This window comes from Geodermatophilus sp. SYSU D01186 (genome assembly GCF_054050215.1).
Map to the genome: position 1 here is coordinate 45,790 of NZ_JBJGYW010000029.1, position 20,798 is coordinate 66,587.

The following is a 20,798-nucleotide window of genomic DNA, read 5'->3' on the forward strand; positions in this document are numbered from 1 at the left end:
CCGCCGCAGGACCGGTCAGGACACCGCAGGAGCGGCCGAGCCCGTGCGGCCCGGAGGGCCGCGACGTCAGAGGACGTCGAAGGCGCCGGTGTCATAGCGCGCCGAGGTGACCACCTCGGCGGCCTCGTCGGCGACCAGCGTGGCCTGGCTGTGCGCGCCGCACCCGTAGTCGACCGCCACGACGCGCCCGTCGGCCGGGGCGTAGACGTTGCCGCAGGCGCCGTAGCCGTGCCGCAGCGAGCCGGCCAGCGGCAGGAAGAAGCCGCACGTGCCGCACGGCCCGGGTGCGTGCCGGGCCATCGCCGAGCCCGGGCCGAACTCCCCCGCGCTCCACCGGGCGGCCGCCTCGTTGCGCCCGTCGCGGGACATGACCCGCTCCCGGCCGAGCCCGATCTCCGCGGCGACCACCGAGCCCTCCGGGTCGTCGGCGGAGTCGTCGTCGACCGCGTAGGCCGGGACCAGGCGGGGGTCGTCCTCCGTCGCGGGCAGGACGTCGCCGACCGACAGGTCACCCGGCCGCAGCCGCTCGTGCCACGGCACCCAGGCCGGGGCCAGCAGGGCCTGCTCCCCCGGCAGCAGCACGACCTCGTCGACGGTGACGGCGTCCTCCCCCGGCACCCGGGCCAGCGTCACCGCCCAGTGCCACCCCGCGTAGCCCGGCAGCCGGCTGGCGAAGGAGTGGGTGACCACGTCGCCGAGCTCAGGGGCTCCGCCCACCTCGGGGGTCGCGCCCAGGTGCTCACCGACGACGTCCGGCGAGCCGGCGGTCTCGACCGCCGCCGCCCGGGCCTGCTCGACCGCCGCGGACAGCACGTCGTTCCCCGTCGGGGCGGGGTCGGAGAAGTCGGTCACGCCCCCATTGTCCCTGACGGGGGCGCTCCAGCCGTCGGCACGGGGGCGGTTCGCCGACCGCCTGTTCAGACGGGTGCGGCACGATGGGCGGGTGCCCAGCCCCCGCCCACCCGCGCCCCGGCGCGGCGTCCTGCGCGGGCGTCCGCTGCCACCGGCCGCGGAGCGGATGGACACCACCCCCATCGACGTCCCCCGGCCGGCCACCCGGCCGCTGCCCGAGGCACAGGCGGGCGGGGCCGGTGCGCCGCCTCCCGCGCTGCCGCCGGGGCCGCCCGCCCCGCCGCCGACCGCGCCGCTGCCGCCGCGCAAGCTGACCGTCACCCGCGTGGCCGCGGCGCGGTCGCGGCAGCTGACCGGCGCGGCGGTGCGCCGGGTCCGCGCGGCCAGCCGGGCCGACGGCGCGGGCGAGAGCGGGCTGACGCACCTGCTGTGGGTCAACGCCCTCCACATGGCCGGCGACGCGATGATCGCCGTCTCGCTGGCCGGCACGCTGTTCTTCGCCGCGACCACCGACGCCCAGCGCGGCAACGTGGCGCTCTACCTGCTGGTGACGATGGCGCCGTTCGCCGTCGTCGCCCCGGTGATCGGGCCGCTGCTGGACCGGCTCCAGCGCGGCCGTCGCTGGGCGATGGCGGCGAGCCTGCTCGGCCGGGCCGTGCTCGCGCTGGTGATGGCCGCCCACTTCGACGACTTCGTCCTCTACCCGGCCGCCCTCGGCGTCCTGGTGCTGTCGAAGGCGCACAACGTGCTGCGTGCGGCGGTGGTCCCCCGGGTGCTGCCGAGTGCGATGTCGCTGACCTCGGCCAACGCCCGGACGTCGGTGTTCGGGCTGCTCACCGCCGGTGCGTTCGGCGGCATCGGGGCGGGGCTGGCCTGGGCGCTGGGCTTCGAGTGGCTGCTGTACGCGACCGCGGCGGTGTTCGTGGCCGGCGCGGTGGCCGCGGTGCGGCTGCCGCACCACGTCGACGTCCCGACCGGGGAGCTGCCCGCCGACGTGCTCACCACCGCCCCGCAGCCGGTGACCGGCGGACGGCGGCGGCGTCCGGTCAGCCCGCACGTGGTCGTGGCGCTGCGGGCCAACGCCGCGCTGCGCGGGCTCGGCGGCTTCCTGACCATCTTCTCCGCGTTCCTGGTGCAGGCCACGGTGGACGACGGCTGGCAGGCCACCCTCGCCCTCGGCGCGATCGCCGGCGCCGCCGGTGTGGGCAGCGTGCTCGGGACGGCGGTCGGCTCCCGGCTGCACCGGGTGAGCCCGGACCCGATCGTGCTCTGGTCGGCCGGCACCGCGGCCGCGATCACCGTGCTGGCCGCGGTCTTCTACAGCCTGACGATGGCCGCCGTCGTCGCCGGCGTGGCGGCCGTGGCCAACGCGCTGGGCAAGGTGGCCCTCGACGCGATCATCCAGCGGGAGGTGCCCGAGAGCCTGCGCGCCTCGGCCTTCGCCCGCTCGGAGACGATGCTGCAGCTGTCCTGGGTGGTCGGCGGCGCTCTCGGCATCGCCCTGCCGCCCACCGGCTGGCTCGGGTTCACCGTGGCCGCCGCGCTGCTCGTGCTCGCCGTCGGGCTGGTCCTGTGGGGGCCGCGCCGCCGCACCGCGGCCGCCCCGGAGGCATGGTCGCCGGGCACCGCCGAGCCGGCCCCGGAGTGGCAGCAGTGAGGCCGGTGGCGGGGCTGGCCGTCGGCGTCCTGCTGCTGGCCGGCTGCGGCTCGGAGCCCTCCGGTCCCGAGGACGTCGAGGTCGTGGCGGGCGCGCAGGAGGTCAGCGTCTCGCCGACCCAGGCGTGTCTGGACGGCGAGGGGCAGCGCTACTCGACCACCCCGCCGATCCTCGAGGTCTCCCCCGACACGACGATCCGGCTCACCGTGCCCGAGTCGGTCGCCGAGCAGGGGTGGAGCGTGCAGGTCTTCGACGAGAAGCTGGAGGAGCAACTCGGAGAGGTCGACGTCGAGGGCGCCGCGACGGTGTTCGACGAGATCAACAGCTCCGACGTCGTCCCGCCGGCGTTCTACCTCGTCGTCGTCGAGGACCCCGACGAGGACTGCGACGGCTTCAGCGGGGCGTGGCCGATCGGCTTCCTGCGCGCCGGAGGCGCCACCGGCGGGACGGCGACGCCCGCCGGGTGACGTACTGGAGGGGCCCCTCTGGGTGACGTGCTGGAACGGCCCCGTCCAGAGGCTCGCCGCGAGCCTGCGAGCGGTGAGGAGGACGGGGTCCTTCTTCAGTGCTCCAGGTCGGTCGCGACCGCGCGGAGCACCGAGGCGACCTTGCGGGCCACCGCCTTGTCGGGGTGGCGGCCGCGGCGCAGGCCGTTGGAGACGTCGTCGAGCAGCTTGATGAGGTCCTCGATGATCGGGACCAGCTCGTCGGGCTTCTTGCGCGTCCGCTCGGCGTGCGCCGCCGCGACCGAGGGCAGCGGGTCGAGCACCCGCACCTGCAGCGCCTGGTCCCCGCGGCGGCCGGCGACGATGCCGAACTCCACCCGCTGGCCGGGCTTGAGCTCGCTGGTGCCGGCCGGCAGGGCGTCCTTGTGCACGAAGACGTCGGGACCGTCCTCGCGAGAGAGGAAGCCGAAACCCTTCTCCGGGTTGAACCACTTGACTCTGCCGGTGGGCACGTTGATCCCTCAGTCGGTCGCGGACGGTCCCGGCACCGGGCCGGGCGGACGGTCGCGGCACGGGGCCGCCGCCTGCCAGGTTAGCCGCCCCCGTCCCGGGACTCCGCGCCCTTTCCGCTCTCGCCCTAGCCTGACCGGGTGCCGACCGCCGACGAGCCCGCCGGCCACCCGGACTACCGGTTCACGCTGGCCAACGAGCGGACCCTGCTCGCCTGGCTGCGGACGGGGTTGGCCCTGGTCGCCGGTGGGGTGGCGGTGGCCCAGTTCGCCCCCGACCTGGGCGTGCGCTGGGGCAGCGCGGCGGTCGCGGTGGCCCTCGTGCTGACCGGCCTGGGCGCCGCGCTCGGCGGGTACCGGCGCTGGCGGTGCAACGAGCAGGCGATCGCCGCGGACCGCCCGCTCCCGTCCAGTCGGGTCCTGCCCACGCTGGTCGCGGCGGTGGCCGCCGTCCTCGTCGTGGTGGCGGTGCTCGTCGGCGTCCAGGTGGTCGGCCGGTGAGCCCGCTCCGGGAGACACAGCCCGAGCGCACCGACCTCGCGTGGCGGCGCACCGGCCTGGGCGTGCTCGCCGTGGCCGGTCTGCTCGCGCACTCGTCGGCCGAGGCCGCGGCGCCGGGTCGGCTCGCCCTGTCCGGAGGCGTCGCACTGCTGGGCCTCGGTGTGCTCGGCGGTCTGGCTCCGCTGCGCGCCCGCCAGACACGCCGGGCCCTCGACCGCCACCGTGGTGTGGCCGTGCCGGGGATGGCGGCGCTGGTCACCGCCGTCGTCGTCCTCGTGGCCCTGGCGGCGCTCGTCGCGGTGCTCAGCCCTCGCTGAGGACCCCCTCCACGACCCCCAGCCGGTCGAGCAGGACGAGGAACACCGCCGCGAAGTCGTTGCTCGCGACGTCCCGGCGGACCCGCGCCCAGTCGACCTGCTCGCGCAGTGCGCGGGCCACGGGCAGCAGCCGCGAGTAGTCGCAGTAGTGCTCGTCGAGGGCCATCAGCTTGGTGACGACGATGTCGGTGGCCTCCAGCACCGGCATGTGCACCGAGAGCACCGGCAGCTCCTCGGCACGGTCGATGAGGTCCATCTCCACCGGGCTGCCGCAGGTGCGCCACAGCACGTCGACGAACGAGTTGCCCTGGACGACCTTGGTCAGCCAGTCCTCCGCCGGGTCGACGACCTCCAGGCCGGCCTCGGCCAGCACCTTCGCCGCCCGCTCGGACTCCGCGGCCGGGACGAGGAAGTCCGCGTCGTGGTCGGGTTCCGGTGCGCCGCGGACCCACGCGGCGTAGCCCCCGCACAGCGCGAAGGGCACATCACCCTGCTTGAGCGCGACGGCGGTGCGCTTGAGGAGGTCACGGATCTCGTCCCGGTCGTCTGGCAGCACGCGGAACTGCTACCCGGCGTTGCGATGTCGGAACGTGGCGGTGTGGACGCCGCCGGTCGGGGCACTGGGAGTGCGTGCGGATCGCGACGTTCAACATCCTCCACGGCCGCTCCCCCGCCGACGACCGCGTCGACGTCGAGCGCCTCGCCGCGGCGGTGAAGACCCTCGACGCCGACGTCCTCGGCCTGCAGGAGGTCGACCGCGACCAGCCGCGGTCCATGGGCGCGGACCTGACCGCGGTCGCCGCCGAGGCGATGGGCGCCGTGGACTCCCAGTTCGTGGCGGCGCTGCACGGCACGCCGGGGGGCACCTGGATGGCCGCCACCGGCGACGAGCAGCCCGGGTCGGCCACCTACGGCATCGCGCTGCTGTCGCGCTACCCCGTCGTGTCCTGGCGGGTGGTGCGGCTGCCGGCCCTGCGCAGCCGGGTGCCGGTGTGGTTCCGCGGCGCGCCCCGCCCGACGATGGTCGGCGACGAGCCACGGGTCGCCGTCGCCGCCGTCCTGGACGGGCCGCACGGGCAGTTCACCGTCTGCAACACGCACCTGTCGTTCGTCCCCGGCTGGGGTGCGCTGCAGCTGTCGAAGCTGGTGCGCTCGCTCACCGGCACCCGTGAGCCGCTCATCCTCATGGGGGACCTGAACATGCAGGCACCCCAGGCGGTGCGGGTGAGCGGCCTGCGACCGCTGGGCCGGGCCGCCACCTTCCCGGTGGACACCCCGACCCGGCAGCTGGACCACGTGCTCGCCCGCGGTCCGATCGCCGCGACCGGGCCGGCGGAGTCGGTGCGGCTGCCGCTGTCGGACCACCGCGCGCTCGTCGTCCCCACCGGCCACCCCTGAGGCCGACCGGGGCCGGACGGCGCCTCAGGCGTTGCGGACGGCGGCGGCCGCCTGCAGGCCCAGCTCCTCGACCGAGACCTCGCGCATCTCGACCTTGCGCACCTTGCCGGTGACCGTCATCGGGAAGGCGTCGACGATCTTCACGTAGCGGGGGATCTTGTAGTGGGCGAGCTTGCCGGTGCAGAACTCGCGCAGGGCGTCGGCGGTCAGCGGCTCGGCACCGGCCCGCAGCCGCACCCACGCCATGAGCTCCTCGCCGAACCGCTCGTCGGGGACGCCGATGACCTGGGCCTCGATGATGTCCGGGTGGGTGAAGAGGAACTCCTCGACCTCCCGCGGGTACACGTTCTCGCCGCCGCGGATCACCATGTCCTTGATCCGGCCGACGATGTTGAGGTAGCCCTCGGCGTCCATGACGGCGAGGTCGCCGGTGTGCATCCAGCGGGCGGCGTCGATGACCTCGGCGGTCTTCTCCGGCTGCTCCCAGTACCCGAGCATCACCGAGTAGCCGCGGGTGCAGAACTCCCCCGGCGTCCCGCGGGGCACGGTGAGCCCGGTCTCGGGGTCGATCACCTTCACCTCGAGGTGCGGGTGCACCCGGCCGACGGTGGAGGTGCGCCGGTCGAGGTCGTCGTCGGCGCCGGTCTGGGTGGAGACCGGTGAGGTCTCGGTCATGCCGTAGCAGATGGTGACCTCGGTCATGCCCATCTCGGCGACCACCCGCTTCATCACCTCGACCGGGCACGGGGAGCCGGCCATGATGCCGGTCCGCAGCGACGAGAGGTCGTAGGTGCCGAAGTCGGGCAGCGCCAGTTCCGCGATGAACATCGTGGGGACGCCGTACAGCGAGGTGCAGCGCTCCTCCTGCACCGCCTTCAGGGTCAGCGCGGGGTCGAAGCCGGGTGCCGGGATGACCATCGTCGCGCCGTGGGAGGTGGCCGCGAGGTTGCCCATGCCCATGCCGAAGCAGTGGTAGTAGGGCACCGGGATGCAGATCCGGTCGGCCTCGGTGTAGCCGCAGCCCTCACCCACGAAGAACCCGTTGTTGAGCAGGTTGTGGTGGGTGAGCGTGGCGCCCTTGGGGAAGCCCGTCGTCCCGGAGGTGTACTGGATGTTGATCGGGTCGTCGGCCGACAGCTGGGTCTCGCGCTCGGCGAGCAGGCCGCGGTCCCCGGCCCGGCCGGTGGCCACCAGCTGCTCCCACTCCGGCGAGCCGAGGAACAGCACCTCGCGCAGGTCGGGGCACTGGTCGCGGACCTCGCCCACCATGGCCCGGTAGTCGCTGCTCTTGAACTCCGGCGCGCTGACCAGCACCGAGATGCCGGCCTGCTTCAGCACGTAGGCCAGCTCGTGGGTGCGGTAGGCCGGGTTGATGTTGACCAGGATCGCGCCGAGCTTGGCGGTGGCGAACTGGACGAACGCCCACTCCGCGCAGTTCGGCGCCCAGATGCCGACGCGGTCCCCCTTGGCCACGCCGAGGGCGTCCAGGCCGAGGGCGACCGCGTCGACCTCCGCGACGAACTGCGGATAGCTGTACCGGCGGCCGGTGGCGCACTCGACGAGCGCCTCGTGGTCGCCCACCCGCGCCGCCGTCCGGTCCAGGTTCGCCCCGATCGTGTCCCCGAGGAGGGGGACGGTGGAGGTGCCACTGCTGTAGGACGGCAGCGCGGGAGTGGTCATGCCTACTCGCCCGCCATGACGCCGGCCCGGTTGGGCTTGTCGGTGGGGTGCGCGTACCGGAGGCGGCTGAGCGGCAGCGGGAACTGGTGGTCCTCGCCGAAGGGGTTGAGCGGGCCGGCCGGCTCGGCGGTGAACTCGGTCAGCGGGGGACCGCCGTCGTCGGACCGGCCCCAGGTGGGCTCCACCAGGTGCGCGTGCTTGGTCTTCCGCTTGGCCATGTCGCCGTTGCCTCCGTTGCCGTGTCTGCGGACACCACGCGGTGCCGCGTCGCTGGACATCTTCTCGGACGCGGTACCCAGAACGCACGCACTACGCCACGGGTGGGTGGCTCAGCGGCGCCGGACCGCCCGGGCGCCGTACACCGTGGGCACCCCGTCGGCGGTGATCACCCACTCCCGGGCACCCACGGGCGCGGCCCGCACCACCGCGTCGTGCAGGTGCTGGACCGCCCGCGTGCGGAAGACGTTCGTGCTCTCCAGGCGCAGCCGCACCGGCTCGGCGAGCGGGTCGGTCTCGTCGTAACCCTCCGGCTCGAACGCCAGCACCGCGGGGCCGGCGATGCGCAGCACCCCGGTCTGCCACCGCACCGTCTGCAGCGCCCGCCGCCAGCGGCGGTGCCGCACCAGCGCCCCGGCACCGGCGACGGCGGCGACGGTGCCCGAGATGACCAGCACCACCACGACCAGGCCCAGGCCGGGGATCCCCTGGCCGCGGTCGCGGGCGATGGTGACCGCCGCGGCGCCCAGCAGGACCCCGAGGACGACGGCGATCGCGCCGCCGACCAGCCAGCGCAGCGCCCCGGCCTGGTAGCCGGTCAGCGCGCTGCTGGTCTGCGGGTCGTCGGCGGCCGGGTGCACGCGGTCATGCTGGCCCAGGACCTGGGGACACGGCGGCACCGGGTGGCGCGGGCGACGTAACTTTGACCGGATGTCTGCCGACCGCCCGGCCACGCTGGCCGCCTGGCTGCGCACCCGCAGCGACGAGCAGCTCGGCGCGTTGCTGGCCGCCCGTCCCGACGTGGCCCGCCCGGCGCCGTCCGACGTCGTGGCCCTGGCCAGCCGGCTGGCGGTCCCGGTGTCGGTCGACCGCGCGCTCGACGAGCTCGACGCCGCGACGCTGCAGGTGCTCGACGTGGTCCTGCTGGCCGGCACCGACGGGGTGGACGCCGCGGACCTGCCCGCCGCGCTGCCCGAGGTGCCCGACGACGTGCTCACCGCCGCGCTGGAGCGGCTGGCGACGCGGGCGCTGCTGTGGGGCGACGACGTCCTGCACGCGCCGGACCCGGTGCGCCGGGCGGTGCGGTACCCCGCCGGGCTGGGCCGGCGGGCGACCGAGCTGCGGCTGGCGCTGCCGTCGGACCTGCCGCGGGCGATCGGCGAGCTGGGCACCGACGAGCGCGGGGTCCTGGAGCGGCTGGCCGGCGACCGGCCGGTCGGCCACCTGCCCGACACCACCGGCAACGGCGTCTCCCCGGCCCGCCGGCTGGTGCAGCAGGGCCTGCTGGCCCGGATCGACGCGCTCAACGTCGAGCTGCCGCGGGAGATCGGGCTGCTGCTGCGCGGCGACCGCCCCTACGGCGCCCCGCGGGTGCGCCCCGAGCCGGCCCGCGTCACCCGGGACCCGGCGGTGGTGGACCGGCAGGCGGCCGGGGCGGCCATGGAGACGGTGGGCCGGGTCGGCGAGCTGCTCGCCCTGCTGGAGGAAGAGCCCGCGGGGCTGCTGCGCAGCGGCGGGGTCGCCGTCCGGGACCAGAAGCGGCTGGCGCGGGCCCTGCACGTCTCCGAACCCGAGGCCGGGTGGCTGCTGGAACTGGCGCACGTGGCGGGCCTGCTCGACGTCGGCGGGCCGCACCGCGACGAGTGGCTGCCCACCCGCGCCTACGACGTGTGGCGTGAGCAGGACCTCCCCGACCGGTGGGCCACCCTGGCCGGCGGCTGGCTGGACGCCGTCCGGCTGCCCTCGCTGGCCGGGCAGCGCGACCTGAACGGCAAGGCGGTCAACGCGCTCTCCCCCGACCTGGTGCGGCACACCGCACCGGCGATCCGGCGCTCGGCGCTCACGGCCCTGGCCGAGTACCCGCGCGGCAGCGGCGTGGCCCCCGACGACCTGGTCGCCCTGCTGCGCTGGCGCACCCCGCGGCGGGCCGACCGGCTCGCCCCGGTCCCCGACCTGCTGGCCGAGGCCACCCGGCTCGGGGTGCTGGTGGGCGGGGTGCTGTCCACCGGCGGGCGCGGCCTGCTGACCTCCGGCGAGGACGGCGCGGCCGACGGCATGCGGGGCCTGCTGCCCGAGCCGGTCGACCACGTGCTCGCCCAGCCCGACCTCTCGCTGGTCGCGCCGGGGCCCCTGGTCGCCGAGCTCGCCGACACCCTCGCCGTCGTCGCCGACGTCGAGTCCTCCGGCGGGGCGACGGTGTTCCGGGTGTCGGAGGCCAGCGTCCGCCGGGCCCTCGACGCCGGCTGGTCGGCCACCGACCTGCACGAGTTCTTCGGCCGCGCCTCCCGCACCCCGGTGCCGCAGGCGCTGGACTACCTGGTCGACGACGTGGCCCGCCAGCACGGCCGGCTGCGCGTGGGCGCCATCGAGAGCTACGTGCGCTCCGACGACCACGGGCTGCTCTCCCAGGTGCTCAACGACCGGCGGACGGCCGGCGCCGAGCTGCGCCGCCTGGCACCCGGCGTGCTGGTGAGCGGGCTGGGCGCCGACGAGGTGCTCACCGTGCTGCGCGAGGCCGGCTACGCCCCTGCCGGGGAGTCGCCGGGCGGCGCCGTCCTCACCCGGCCCCCGGCCCGCCCGCGCGCCGCCGGCCGCCGCCCCGGGGCCGCGACCGCCGCCGCGCCCCGACCGCTCACCGGCGACGAGGTCGCCGCCACGGTGCGGGAGATCCGCGCCGGGGACGCCGCACTGGCCGCCCGGCGCGGCGAGGCGGTGCGCCAGGTGCCCGGCGTGACCACCGCGGGCACGCTGGAACTGCTGTCCCGCGCGGTCCGCGAGGGGGTGCCCGTGTGGCTGGGGTACGTCGACGCGCAGGGCAGCGGCAGCCAGCGCGTCGTCCAGCCGGTGTCCCTGGCCGGGGGCTTCCTCCAGGGGTACGACGAGCGGCGCGGCGAGAGCCGCACGTTCGCCGTCCACCGGATCACCTCCGTGGCGCTGGTCGAGGACGAGGAGCCGGCCGCGTCCTCGTGACGTGCGCGGCAACCGCTTGATCAGCTCGCGGGCGGCGGCCACCCTGCCTCCCCATGGGGAGCGAGGAGAGCACCGCCGCAGCCCTGGTCACGGCCCTGGAGAGGGTCCTGGGCGTCGAGGAGGTGCCCGTGCGGCTGCGCGCCTGGGACGGCTCGGTCGCCGGGCCCGAGGGGGCGCCGGTGGTCGCCGTCCGGTCGCCGCGCGCGCTGCGGCGGCTGGCCTGGGCACCCGGCGAGCTCGGCCTGGGGCGCGCCTACGTCGCCGGCGACCTCGACGTGGAGGGCGACGTCTTCGCCACCCTGGAGGCGCTGACGTCGGCGGGGCGGCTGGCGGCCGGCCACGCCACCGTCGCCCCCACCCTGCGCGAGCGGCTCGACCTGCTCGGCACGGCCGCCCGGCTCGGCGCCCTGGGCCCGGCGCCCGCGCCCCCGCCGGAGGAGGTGCGGCTGCGCCGGTTCGGACGGCGGCACTCCCGCGCCCGGGACGCCGCCGCGATCGCCCACCACTACGACGTCAGCAACGACTTCTACCGGCTGGTCCTGGGCCCGACGATGGTCTACTCCTGCGCCGTCTGGGAGTCCCCCGCCACCGGGCTGGACGCCGCGCAGGAGGCCAAGCTGGACCTGGTCTGCCGCAAGCTCGGCCTGACCCCCGGGACCCGGCTGCTCGACGTCGGCTGCGGCTGGGGCAGCCTCGCGCTGCACGCCGCCGGGCAGTACGGGGTCACCGTCGTCGGCGTCACCCTCTCGCGGGCGCAGGCGGAGCTCGCCCGGGCGCGGGTGGTCGAGGCGGGGCTGGCCGACCGGGTCGAGATCCGGGTGCAGGACTACCGCGACGTCCCGGACGGGCCGTTCGACGCGATCAGCTCGATCGGCATGGCCGAGCACGTCGGCGCGGCCGAGATGGCGCGGTACGCCTCGACCCTGCGCGACCTGCTGCGCCCGGGCGGCCGGCTGCTCAACCACGCCATCGCCTGGAACGACGCGGCGACCGCCGCCTGGGACCCCGACACCTTCATCACCCGGTTCGTCTTCCCCGACGGGGAGCTGCTCAGCCTGGCCGGCACCGTCTCCGCCCTGGAGGCCGGCGGCCTGGAGGTGCTCGACGTCGAGGCCCTGCGGCGGCACTACGCGCTGACGCTGCGCGCCTGGGTGGAGCGGCTGGAGAAGCACTGGGACGCCGCCGTCGCGCTCAGCTCGGAGGGCCGCGTCCGGGTCTGGCGGCTGTACATGGCGGCGAGTGCGCTGGCCTTCGAGCGGGGCGTCATGGGCGTCAACCAGGTGCTGGTGCGGCGTCCGGGCGGCGACGAGGCACCGCTGCGCCTGCGCGACTGGCGCTGACCCTCGGCGCCGCGCGTTCTGCGGTCCAGAATGTGCGGGCGGGGTACGGAGCACGCGCGCACCCTCGACCGTGATGGCCCGTCCGTGCCGCGGCGCTGCCCCGCCGCCGCGGACGGCCACCGGACCAGGGTCGACGCCCCTGTCCACCGGAGAACGCCGCATCGGAGGGATGCCCGCCATGACCCAACTCGCCTCCCCGGTCTCGCTGACCGCGGTCGACGCGCCCGGCCAGCCGACCCCCACGCCCGCGCTCGAGGAGCTGTACCGGGGCTTCGAGCAGGAGTTGCTGGTGCCGCTGTGGACCGAGATCGGCGACCTCATGCCGGCCCACCCGCGGTCCAAGGCGGTCCCGCACGTGTGGCGTTGGCAGAACCTGGTTCGGCTGGCCGACCAGGCCGGGCACCTGGTGCCGGTCGGGCGCGGCGGGGAGCGCCGGGCGATCGCGCTGGCCAACCCCTCCCTCGGCGGCAAGCCCTACGCCACCCCGACCCTGTGGGCGGCGATCCAGTACCTGATGCCGGGTGAGGACGCCCCCGAGCACCGGCACACCCAGCACGCCTTCCGCTTCGTCGTCGAGGGGGAGGGCGTGTGGACCGTCGTCGGCCGCGACCCGGTCCCGATGAACCGCGGCGACTTCCTCCCGCAGGCCGGGTGGAACTGGCACGCCCACCACAACGCCGCGCAGAAGCCGATGGCCTGGATCGACGGCCTGGACATCCCGTTCCAGTACGCCACCGAGTCGCAGTTCTTCGAGTTCGGCCGCGAGCAGATCAGCGACGCCGAGCGCACCACCCCCGAGCGGTCCCGCTCGCAGCGGCTGTGGGGGCACCCCGGCCTGCGTCCGGTGTCCGCGCCCGGCGCGACCGCCGGCACGCCGCTGCTGAACTACCGCTGGGTCGACACCGACGCCGCGCTGACCGACCAGCTCGAGCTCGAGGCCGAGGGTCACCCGGGGGTCGTCGAGCCCGGCCACGCCGCGGTCCGCTTCACCAACCCGACCACCGGCGGCGACGTCCTGCCGACCATCCGCGCCGAGGTGCACCGCGTGCGCAGCGGGTCCGAGACCGCGCCGCGGCGCGAGGCCGGGTCGTCGGTCTACCAGGTCTTCGACGGCACCGGCACGGTCACCGTCGGGGAGGTCTCCTGGCGGGTCGAGCGCGGTGACCTGTTCGTCGCCCCCTCCTGGGAGCCGCTGTCGGTGCGCTCGGAGGCCTCGGCGTCGGACTCCGACTCCGGCGCGCTGGACCTGTTCCGGTTCAGTGACGGCCCGATCTTCGAGGCACTGCACCTGGACCGCGTCTCCGTGGGAGGAACCGACCGATGAAGCTGGCCACCATCCGCACCCTGGAGGGCCGCACCCGCGCCGTCCGCGTGGACGAGGACCACCTCGTCGACCTCGGCGCCGCCGACCTCGGCGAGTTCCTCGCCACCCCCGGGTGGGAGGAGCGGGCGGCGGCGGCCACCGAGCGGGTCGCCGAGGTGCGGGGCGCCGCCTACGCCCCCGTCGTCCCCCGGCCGGGCAAGGTCGTCTGCGTCGGCCTCAACTACCGCAACCACATCCTGGAGATGGGGCGGGACCTCCCGGAGCACCCGACGCTGTTCTCCAAGTTCGCCGACACCCTCGTCGGCGCCAACGACGACATCGTCAAGCCCCCGGAGACCGACGAGTTCGACTGGGAGTGCGAGCTGGCCGTCGTCATCGGCGCGCCGGTCCGCCGGGCGCGGGGCGTCGAGGCGGAGCAGGCGATCGCCGGGTTCGCGGTGCTCAACGACATCACCTGCCGCGACTGGCAGTTCCGCACCCGCGAGTGGCTGCAGGGCAAGAACTGGGAGGCGACCACCCCGCTGGGCCCGTACCTGGTCACCCCCGACGAGCTGCCCGGCGGCGTCCGGCCCACGCTGGAGATCAGCACGAGGATCGACGGCGAGACCGTGCAGAAGGACACCACCGGTGACCTGCTGTTCGACCCCGTCGCCCTGGTCGAGTACGTCTCCACCATCATCACGCTGCGCCCGGGCGACGTGATCGCCACCGGCACCCCCGGCGGCGTCGGCCACGCCCGCAAGCCGGCCCGCTACCTGCGGTCCGGCCAGGTCGTGACCACCGAGATCGCCGGCCTCGGCCGCTGCGAGAACCCCGTGGTCGACGACCTGGTGGCCGCGGAGGCCTCGTCGTGAGCGACGTCGACGTCCTCGTCGTCGGCGGGGGCATCGGCGGGCTGGCCAACGCCCTCGCGCTGACCCGGAAGGGGCTGCGGGTGCGCGTCCTGGAGCGCGCCGCCGAGTTCGGCGAGGTCGGCGCCGGCCTGCAGATCGCGCCGAACTGCACCCGGATCCTCGACTCCTGGGGCCTGCTCGACGAGGTGCTGCGCCTCGGCGTGCAGCCGGAGAACCTCGTCATGAAGGACGCCGTCGACGGCACCGTGCTCACCCGCCTCGACCTCGCCGACGCCCGGCAGCGGTACGGGTCGCCGTACGTGGTGATCCACCGCAGCGACCTGCACGGCACGCTGCTGCGCGCCTGCCGCGACGCCGGCGTCGACCTGGTCACCGACGTGCAGGTCACCGGCTACGAGCACGTGGACGGCGGCGTGACGGTGCTCTCCGAGGGCAGGCGCGAGACCGCGCCGGTCGTGCTCGCCGCCGACGGCCTGTACTCCGTCGCCCGGCGGATGATCAGCGACGACCAGCCGGTCAGCTCCGCCTACGTGGCCTACCGCGGGGCGATCCCCGCCGAGCAGGTCGCGCAGATGGACGTCTCGATGTCCGACGTCGTGGTGTACGTGGGGCCGCACTGCCACTTCGTGCAGTACCCGCTGCGGCAGGGCGAGATGTTCAACCAGGTGGCGGTGTTCCGCTCGCCGAAGGCCCTCGCCGGCCGCGAGGACTGGGGCACGCCGGACGAGCTCGACGCGGCCTTCGCCGACACCTGCGAGCAGGTCCGGGCGGGCCTGCCGCTGATGTGGCGCGACCGCTGGTGGCGGATGTTCGACCGGGAGCCGATCCCGCACTGGGTCCAGGGGCGGCTGGCGCTGATCGGGGACGCCGCCCACCCGCCGCTGCAGTACCTGGCGCAGGGCGCGGTCATGGCGATCGAGGACGCGTGGGTGCTGTCCGAGCACGTCGGCGCGCAGCTGGCCGCGGGCGCACTCGACTGGGACGCCGCGCTGGCCGCCTACGACGCGGTGCGGCCCGAGCACTGCCGGCGGGTGCTCACCACGGCCCGCGCGTGGGGTGAGCTGTGGCACCTCACCGACGGCCCGCGGCTGGCCCGCAACGAGCTCCTGCGGCACCGCGACGTGCACGACTACTCGTTCGTGGACTGGCTGTACGGGCCGACCGCCCTGACGCCGGACCAGGAGCCGCCGATGTTCACCCCCCAGCCGCTGGAGCAGCCGGTCGGCGGCTGACGGGAAGGTCTCGTCGGCGGGCGCGGTTACCTTCGGTGCGGTGGTCGGAGCGACCGCCTCCCCCTGCTGGCCGCGCCCGTCGGCAGGACGCCTGCTGCCGGAAGGTGCCCGTGAACGACGGACCCCTCATCGTCCAGTCGGACAAGACCCTGCTGCTCGAGGTCGACCACCCGCTCGCCCGCGACTGCCGGGCGGCGATCGCCCCGTTCGCGGAGCTGGAGCGCTCCCCCGAGCACGTGCACACCTACCGGGTCACCCCGCTCGCGCTGTGGAACGCCCGCGCCGCGGGGCACGACGCCGAGCAGGTGGTCGACGCCCTCGTGCGCTACTCGCGTTACCCGGTGCCGCACGCGCTGCTGGTCGACGTCGCCGACACCATGGACCGCTTCGGCCGGCTGACGCTGGCCAACAACCCGGTGCACGGGCTGGTCCTCACCAGCTCCGACCGCGCCGTCCTCGAGGAGGTCGTCCGGTCCAAGCGGGTGGCCCCGATGCTCGGCGCGCGGATCGACGCCGACACCGTCGTCGTCCACCCGTCGGAGCGCGGGCGGCTCAAGCAGGCGCTGCTCAAGGTCGGCTGGCCGGCCGAGGACCTCGCCGGCTACGTCGACGGCCAGGCCCACCCGATCGACCTGGACCAGAGCGGCTGGCACCTGCGCGACTACCAGCAGGAGGCCGTGGAGGGCTTCTGGGCCGGCGGCTCGGGCGTCGTCGTCCTGCCGTGTGGCGCGGGCAAGACGCTGGTCGGCGCCGCGGCGATGGCCGAGGCCAAGGCGACCACGCTGATCCTGGTGACCAACACCGTCGCCGGGCGGCAGTGGAAGCGGGAGCTGATCGCGCGCACCACGCTCACCGAGGACGAGATCGGCGAGTACTCCGGGGAACGCAAGGAGATCCGCCCGGTCACCATCGCGACCTACCAGGTGATCACCACCCGCCGGAAGGGCGAGTACCGGCACCTGGACCTCTTCGACGCGCAGGACTGGGGCCTGATCGTCTACGACGAGGTGCACCTGCTGCCCGCGCCGATCTTCCGGCTCACCGCCGACCTGCAGTCCCGCCGCCGGCTGGGCCTGACCGCCACGCTCGTGCGCGAGGACGGCCGGGAGGACGACGTCTTCTCCCTGATCGGCCCGAAGCGCTACGACGCCCCGTGGCGGGACATCGAGGCGCAGGGCTACATCGCGCCGGCCGAGTGCATCGAGGTCCGGGTGTCGCTCGACGACGAGGAGCGGATGACCTACGCGGTCGCCGAGCCCGAGGAGCGCTACCGGATCGCCGCGACGGCGACGTCGAAGCTGCCGGTGATCCGGCGGGTGCTGGAACGCCACCCCGAGGAGCAGAAGCTCGTCATCGGCGCCTACCTCGACCAGCTCGAGGAGCTCGGCCAGGCCCTCGACGCACCCGTCATCCAGGGCTCGACCACCAACCGGGAGCGGGAGAAGCTCTTCGACGCCTTCCGCGCCGGGGAGATCCGCACCCTGGTGGTCTCCAAGGTGGCCAACTTCTCCATCGACCTGCCCGAGGCGGCCGTCGCCGTCCAGGTGTCGGGCACGTTCGGCTCACGGCAGGAGGAGGCCCAGCGGCTCGGCCGGGTGCTGCGCCCCAAGGCCGACGGCCGGCAGGCGCACTTCTACACCGTGGTCAGCCGCGACACCCTGGACGCCGAGTACGCCGCGCACCGGCAGCGGTTCCTCGCCGAGCAGGGCTACGCCTACACGATCGTCGACGCCGACGACCTGGCCGGCCCGGGCGAGGTCAACGGCCCAGACTGGGTCGACGAGCCGGCCGACTGAGAGAGGACCCGTCCTCCTCACCGCTCGGGAGCTCGCGGCGAGCCTCGGGACGGGGCCATCCAGGCCCGTGGCACTCCGCTCAGGCCCGGGTCACCGCCCAGGCGGCGATCTCGGCGCGTGAGCGGAAGCCCAGCCGGGTCAGGATCTGCTCGACGTGGGACTCCGCCGTCCGCGGGGAGATGACGAGCCGGGCGGCGATCTCGCGGTCGGTGAGCCCCTGCGCCACCAGCCCGGCGACCTCCAGCTGGCGCCGGGTGAGCGGGCCGGACGGCGACGGTCCGGCCGGCTCCGTCACCGGCGTCTCGCCGAGGGCCAGCGCGACCGCGCCCGCCCGGTCCAGGGCGCTGCCGTCGGCGTACCCCGCGGCCCACCGCCGCTCCCCGAGGGCGCGCCGGGCGGCCCGCCTCGAGCGGTCGTCCACCGCGGTCAGCGGCGCGGGCAGCCGCGCCGGGATCGACCGCCACACCGCGTCCGCCGCACCGGCCAGCCGGGCGGCGGCGTCGGCGTCCCCGCCCGCGGCCGCGGCCCAGCCGAGCGCGGCCACGCACAGCGCGATGCCGCTGCGGTCGTCCACCTCCCGCATGAGCCGCAGGGCCTCCTGCTCCAGCCGGGCGGCCGCGGCAGGGTTCCCCGCGGCCAGCCGGCCCAGGCCGCGGCCCCACAGCGCGTGCGAGCGGGTCCACGGGTCGGCCGCGGCCGCCAGGCTCGTCGCGAACGCCGTGTCGGCGGCGGCGAGGTCCTCGGCGAGGAGGGCCACGACCCCGACGTCGGCCCAGCAGAAGGGCGCGGTCTGCCCGCCGGCCGCGGCCGCCTCCCGCAGCAGGCGGTCGGCGGCCGGCAGGTCCCCGCGGAACAGCGCCGCCTGGCCGAGGTACTGGGTGGCCAGCGCGACCACCTCCGGCGCGGCCGCGGTGCACCGGCCCTCCTCCAGCAGGGGGACGGCGGCCTCCGGGTCGGTCGCGACGAGCGCCAGGTAGCCGGCCACCACCAGCCCCCGCGCCCGCTCCGGACCGGGTGCGGGCACCGCGCGCAGCAGCAGGTCCAGCCAGTGCCGGCCCTCGCCGAGGTGGCCGCGGGCGGCCCAGTACAGCCAGGCGTCGGCGGCGACGGCGAGGCCCGCCGGCGCCTCACCGGGCGTCCGCAGGCAGTGCTCCAGCGCGGTCGCGAGCTCCGGGTGGACGGCGGCCAGCCGGTCGAACGCGGCCACCTGACCGGGCCCGAGGAACTCCGCGGCCGCCCCGGCCACCACCTCGGCGTACCGGTCCCGGTGCCGCCGGCGCACCGCGTCGCACTCCCCCGCCGCGTCGAGCAGCTCGCGGCCGAACGCCCGGACCGTCTTCAGCATGCGGAACGTCGTTCCCGCGCCGGTCCGGTCGACGACGAGCAGCGACGCCTCCACCAGCCGCGTGAGGCCGTCGAGGACGTCGTCCCGCCGGAGGTCGCCGTCCGCGCACACCGCCTCGGCCGCGGCCAGGTCGAACCCCGCGGCGAAGACCGTGGCGCGCCGCCACAGCACCCGCTCGGGCGGGTCGAGCAGGTCCGCGCTCCACGCCATCGTCGCGCGCAGCGTGCGGTGCCGGTCGGGCCCGGCCGGTCCCGACCGCCGCAGCAGGCCGAACCGGTCGTCCAGTCGGTCGAGCAGCTGGGCCGGCGTCAGGGTGCGCAGCCGGACGGCGGCCAGCTCCAGGGCCAGCGGGATGCCGTCGAGCCGCCGGCACAGCTCGGCCAGCACGGCGTCGTCGCCGGGCGGGAGCTCCAGGTCGGGGACCGCCGCCGTGGCCCGCTGCCGCAGCAGCGCGATCCCCTCACCGCCGACCAGCGGCGGCACCGCGCACAGCGCCTCCCCGGGGACGTCGAGCGGCGTCCGGCTGGTGGCCAGGACCGTCAGCCCGGGGCAGGCGCCGGTGAGCGTGTCGACCAGCACGGCGGCCGCGTCCCGCAGGTGCTCGCAGTTGTCGAGGACCAGCAGCAGCCGGCGCTCCCCCAGCACCTCGGCCAGGGACGCCGGCAGCCAGCGTCCCGTGGAGTCGCGGACGTCGAACGCGGCGGCGACCTGCGCGGCCACCAGCGCCGGGTCGGCGACCGCGGTGAGGTCGGCCAGCGCGACGCCGTCGGGGAAGGATCGGCCCAGCTCGGCGGCGGCCCGCAGCGCCAGCCGGGTCTTGCCCACCCCGCCCGGGCCCACCAGCGTGACCAGCCGGGACTCCCCGAGCAGCCCGCGGAGCCGGGTCAGCTCGGCCCGCCGGCCCACGAACGAGCTGCGCTCCGCGGGCAGCCGGTGCCCGGGAGCGGGGACCGGCCGCCGCGCCATGGCCGGGGACGGTAACGGCGCGGTACGGGTCCGCGGCAGTACCCGTACCGCCGTCCGTAGCTCCCCCGGTGTGCCCGGGACGCCGGAGCGGGAGCGTGCCCGCGTGGTCGACCGGCGGCACGGGCGGACGGGTCTCTACCTGGTGGAGGTCCGCAGCTGCCCGCCGTCGGCGGACGACGCGGTGGAGATGCACCGCGCACTGGCGCGGGCGGTGGCCCGGCTCGGCACGGCCGGGACGCCGATCCGCTGGTGTGCCGCGGTGCTGCTCCCCGGCGCGGGCCGCTGCCTGTGCCTCCTGCGGGCCGCCCGGCAGGCCGACGTCGTCCGTGCCCTCGACCTCGCCGCCGTCACCACCGCGTCGGTCTCCCCCGCCCGCGCGCTGGCCGACTCCCTCCCCCTCTCCGGAAGCAGGTCCTGACGTGTCCACCCTCGACGCTCGTCCTCCGCTCCGCGCCGGCGCCCCGGCCGCTCGTGGCCTGCGGGCCCGGGTCGCCCGCCACCCGCTGGCCGCCTTCCTCGTCCTCGTGTTCGGCCTCGGCTGGCCGCTGCTGGCGATCCCGGCGCTGACGGCGCACGGCGTCCTCCCGGGCGGCGCGCTGCCCGAGGAGCCGTTCACGCTCGCGCTCACGCTGCTGGTCATGCTCCCGGCGGCGCTGTGGGTCACCGCCGTCACCGAGGGCCGCCCCGGCGTCCGGGCCCTGCTGCGCCGCGCGGCGCAGTGGCGGTTCGGGCCCGGCTGGTGGGCCGCGGCACTGCTGGCCCTGCCGGTGCTCACGCTCGTCCTCGGGGTGGCCGCCGGTCGGGAGCTGCGGACCGGCGACCTGCTCGCCACGCTCGGCTCGGGCGCCGTCGCGGTCCTCACCTCGCTGCTGCTGGTGCACCTGTGGGAGGAGACGGTCTGGGCCGGCTTCTTCCAGGGCCGGCTGGAGCGGCGGCACGGTCTGCTGGGCGCGGCCGCGCTGACGGCGCTGCCCTTCGCCGCCATCCACCTGCCGCTGCAGTTCACCGGCGAGATCGCCGCCGGCCCGCTGGCGCTCGCGGTCGCCGCGCTGCTGGTGTTCGGCGTCCTGCTCCGCCTGCTGGTCGGGGTCACCGTGCGCGGCGCCGCGGGCAGCCTGCTCGCCGCGGGGGTCGTGCACGCGACGTTCAACGCCTCCAACAACGCGGGCGGGCTGGCCGACGACCTGCTCGGCGGCGGCCAGCCGACGCTGTTCGCGATCGCCGCCGCGCTGCTGGTCACCGCCGGCGCCCTGCTGGCCCTGCGCACCCGCCGCTGACCCGGTGGTGGGGGGGGGGGGGGGGGGGGGGGGGGGGGGGGGGGGGGGGCCGGGGGGGGGGGGGGGGGGGGGGGGGGGGGGGGGGGGGGGGGGGGGGGGTGCGGGGTCGTCGTATTCT

General features: G+C 76.0%; 20 protein-coding genes. 13 read left to right on the top strand and 7 right to left on the bottom strand.

The window, feature by feature from the left end; all coding sequences use genetic code 11:
• Positions 1-66: 66 nt before the first annotated feature.
• Positions 67-852 carry a DUF3027 domain-containing protein gene (locus ACI784_RS19435; protein WP_456921541.1) on the bottom strand — a complete coding sequence of 262 codons (786 nt, stop codon included), beginning with the start codon at positions 850-852 and terminating at the stop codon, positions 67-69.
• Positions 853-943: 91 nt separating this feature from the next.
• Between ACI784_RS19435 and ACI784_RS19440 the strand changes: the two genes are divergently transcribed.
• Together ACI784_RS19440 and ACI784_RS19445 are read left to right on the top strand one after the other, a co-directional pair.
• The gene (locus tag ACI784_RS19440) at positions 944-2,509 is read left to right on the top strand and encodes an MFS transporter (protein ID WP_456921540.1); all 1,566 of its coding nucleotides are present in this window, start codon (positions 944-946) and stop codon (positions 2,507-2,509) included.
• Positions 2,506-2,976, top strand: coding sequence for a DUF2771 family protein (locus tag ACI784_RS19445; protein WP_457014569.1), 471 nt, complete (start codon positions 2,506-2,508; stop codon positions 2,974-2,976). Before ACI784_RS19440 ends, ACI784_RS19445 begins: the two co-directional genes overlap by 4 nt.
• Positions 2,977-3,071: 95 nt before the next feature.
• Here ACI784_RS19445 and ACI784_RS19450 read toward each other — a convergent pair whose 3' ends face one another.
• Positions 3,072-3,467 carry a cold-shock protein gene (locus tag ACI784_RS19450; RefSeq protein WP_456921538.1) on the bottom strand — a complete coding sequence of 132 codons (396 nt, stop codon included), beginning with the start codon at positions 3,465-3,467 and terminating at the stop codon, positions 3,072-3,074.
• A 138-nt stretch (positions 3,468-3,605) separates the two neighbouring features.
• Here ACI784_RS19450 and ACI784_RS19455 point away from each other — a divergent pair, with 138 nt between their 5' ends.
• Positions 3,606-3,965 (top strand): YidH family protein, encoded by a 360-nt coding sequence (locus tag ACI784_RS19455; protein ID WP_457014570.1) that lies wholly within the window; start codon positions 3,606-3,608, stop codon positions 3,963-3,965.
• The gene (locus ACI784_RS19460; RefSeq protein ID WP_457014571.1) at positions 3,962-4,282 is read left to right on the top strand and encodes a DUF202 domain-containing protein; all 321 of its coding nucleotides are present in this window, start codon (positions 3,962-3,964) and stop codon (positions 4,280-4,282) included. The genes ACI784_RS19455 and ACI784_RS19460 overlap by 4 nt, the downstream gene beginning before the upstream one ends.
• Here ACI784_RS19460 and ACI784_RS19465 read toward each other — a convergent pair.
• Complete coding sequence (locus tag ACI784_RS19465; protein ID WP_456921535.1) at positions 4,269-4,838, bottom strand: hypothetical protein; 570 nt, start codon at positions 4,836-4,838, stop codon at positions 4,269-4,271. The genes ACI784_RS19460 and ACI784_RS19465 overlap by 14 nt on opposite strands.
• A 74-nt stretch (positions 4,839-4,912) precedes the next feature.
• Between ACI784_RS19465 and ACI784_RS19470 the strand changes: the two genes are divergently transcribed.
• A complete protein-coding gene (locus ACI784_RS19470) occupies positions 4,913-5,680 on the top strand; it encodes an endonuclease/exonuclease/phosphatase family protein (protein WP_456921534.1) in 768 nt (255 codons plus the stop codon).
• Between the two features lie 24 nt (positions 5,681-5,704).
• Here the strand turns inward: ACI784_RS19470 and ACI784_RS19475 are convergent, their stop codons facing one another.
• The 3 genes from ACI784_RS19475 to ACI784_RS19485 form a co-directional block, all read right to left on the bottom strand.
• Complete coding sequence (locus ACI784_RS19475) at positions 5,705-7,360, bottom strand: AMP-binding protein (protein ID WP_456921533.1); 1,656 nt, start codon at positions 7,358-7,360, stop codon at positions 5,705-5,707.
• A gap of 2 nt (positions 7,361-7,362) precedes the next feature.
• Positions 7,363-7,578, bottom strand: a complete 216-nt coding sequence (locus ACI784_RS19480) for a hypothetical protein (RefSeq protein ID WP_456921532.1) — start codon at positions 7,576-7,578, stop codon at positions 7,363-7,365.
• A gap of 111 nt (positions 7,579-7,689) precedes the next feature.
• Positions 7,690-8,217: a hypothetical protein gene (locus ACI784_RS19485; RefSeq protein ID WP_456921531.1), complete on the bottom strand. Its 528-nt coding sequence runs from the start codon at positions 8,215-8,217 to the stop codon at positions 7,690-7,692.
• Positions 8,218-8,287: 70 nt separating this feature from the next.
• Between ACI784_RS19485 and ACI784_RS19490 the strand changes: the two genes are divergently transcribed.
• The 6 genes from ACI784_RS19490 (at position 8,288) to ACI784_RS19515 (ending at position 17,092) form a co-directional block, all read left to right on the top strand.
• Complete coding sequence (locus tag ACI784_RS19490) at positions 8,288-10,546, top strand: helicase-associated domain-containing protein (protein WP_457014572.1); 2,259 nt, start codon at positions 8,288-8,290, stop codon at positions 10,544-10,546.
• Positions 10,547-10,599: 53 nt separating this feature from the next.
• Positions 10,600-11,886 (top strand): class I SAM-dependent methyltransferase, encoded by a 1,287-nt coding sequence (locus tag ACI784_RS19495; RefSeq protein ID WP_457014573.1) that lies wholly within the window; start codon positions 10,600-10,602, stop codon positions 11,884-11,886.
• Between the two features lie 178 nt (positions 11,887-12,064).
• On the top strand, positions 12,065-13,210 hold the full coding sequence (locus ACI784_RS19500; RefSeq protein WP_457014574.1) for a cupin domain-containing protein: 1,146 nt from the start codon (positions 12,065-12,067) through the stop codon (positions 13,208-13,210).
• Complete coding sequence (locus tag ACI784_RS19505; RefSeq protein WP_456921527.1) at positions 13,207-14,064, top strand: fumarylacetoacetate hydrolase family protein; 858 nt, start codon at positions 13,207-13,209, stop codon at positions 14,062-14,064. Before ACI784_RS19500 ends, ACI784_RS19505 begins: the two co-directional genes overlap by 4 nt.
• A complete protein-coding gene (locus ACI784_RS19510; protein WP_456921526.1) occupies positions 14,061-15,296 on the top strand; it encodes an FAD-dependent monooxygenase in 1,236 nt (411 codons plus the stop codon). Before ACI784_RS19505 ends, ACI784_RS19510 begins: the two co-directional genes overlap by 4 nt.
• A gap of 110 nt (positions 15,297-15,406) precedes the next feature.
• Positions 15,407-17,092 (top strand): DNA repair helicase XPB, encoded by a 1,686-nt coding sequence (locus ACI784_RS19515; RefSeq protein ID WP_457014575.1) that lies wholly within the window; start codon positions 15,407-15,409, stop codon positions 17,090-17,092.
• A 79-nt stretch (positions 17,093-17,171) separates the two neighbouring features.
• Here ACI784_RS19515 and ACI784_RS19520 read toward each other — a convergent pair whose 3' ends face one another.
• Positions 17,172-19,403: an ATP-binding protein gene (locus tag ACI784_RS19520; RefSeq protein ID WP_457014576.1), complete on the bottom strand. Its 2,232-nt coding sequence runs from the start codon at positions 19,401-19,403 to the stop codon at positions 17,172-17,174.
• Positions 19,404-19,473: 70 nt separating this feature from the next.
• On the opposite strand from ACI784_RS19520, the gene ACI784_RS19525 reads away from it, so the two are divergent.
• Positions 19,474-19,821 (top strand): hypothetical protein, encoded by a 348-nt coding sequence (locus ACI784_RS19525; RefSeq protein ID WP_457014577.1) that lies wholly within the window; start codon positions 19,474-19,476, stop codon positions 19,819-19,821.
• A gap of 1 nt (position 19,822) precedes the next feature.
• Positions 19,823-20,680 carry a CPBP family glutamic-type intramembrane protease gene (locus ACI784_RS19530; RefSeq protein ID WP_457014578.1) on the top strand — a complete coding sequence of 286 codons (858 nt, stop codon included), beginning with the start codon at positions 19,823-19,825 and terminating at the stop codon, positions 20,678-20,680.
• Positions 20,681-20,798 lie beyond the last annotated feature (118 nt).

Bases quoted from the DNA above. Each gene is read 5' to 3' on its own strand.
- ACI784_RS19475 (WP_456921533.1), bottom strand. From the start codon at position 7,360: ATGACCACTCCCGCGCTGCCGTCCTACAGCAGTGGCACCTCCACCGTC.
- ACI784_RS19480 (WP_456921532.1), bottom strand. From the start codon at position 7,578: ATGGCCAAGCGGAAGACCAAGCACGCGCACCTGGTGGAGCCCACCTGG.
- ACI784_RS19490 (WP_457014572.1), top strand. From the start codon at position 8,288: ATGTCTGCCGACCGCCCGGCCACGCTGGCCGCCTGGCTGCGCACCCGC.
- ACI784_RS19495 (WP_457014573.1), top strand. From the start codon at position 10,600: ATGGGGAGCGAGGAGAGCACCGCCGCAGCCCTGGTCACGGCCCTGGAG.
- ACI784_RS19500 (WP_457014574.1), top strand. From the start codon at position 12,065: ATGACCCAACTCGCCTCCCCGGTCTCGCTGACCGCGGTCGACGCGCCC.
- ACI784_RS19505 (WP_456921527.1), top strand. From the start codon at position 13,207: ATGAAGCTGGCCACCATCCGCACCCTGGAGGGCCGCACCCGCGCCGTC.
- ACI784_RS19520 (WP_457014576.1), bottom strand. From the start codon at position 19,403: ATGGCGCGGCGGCCGGTCCCCGCTCCCGGGCACCGGCTGCCCGCGGAG.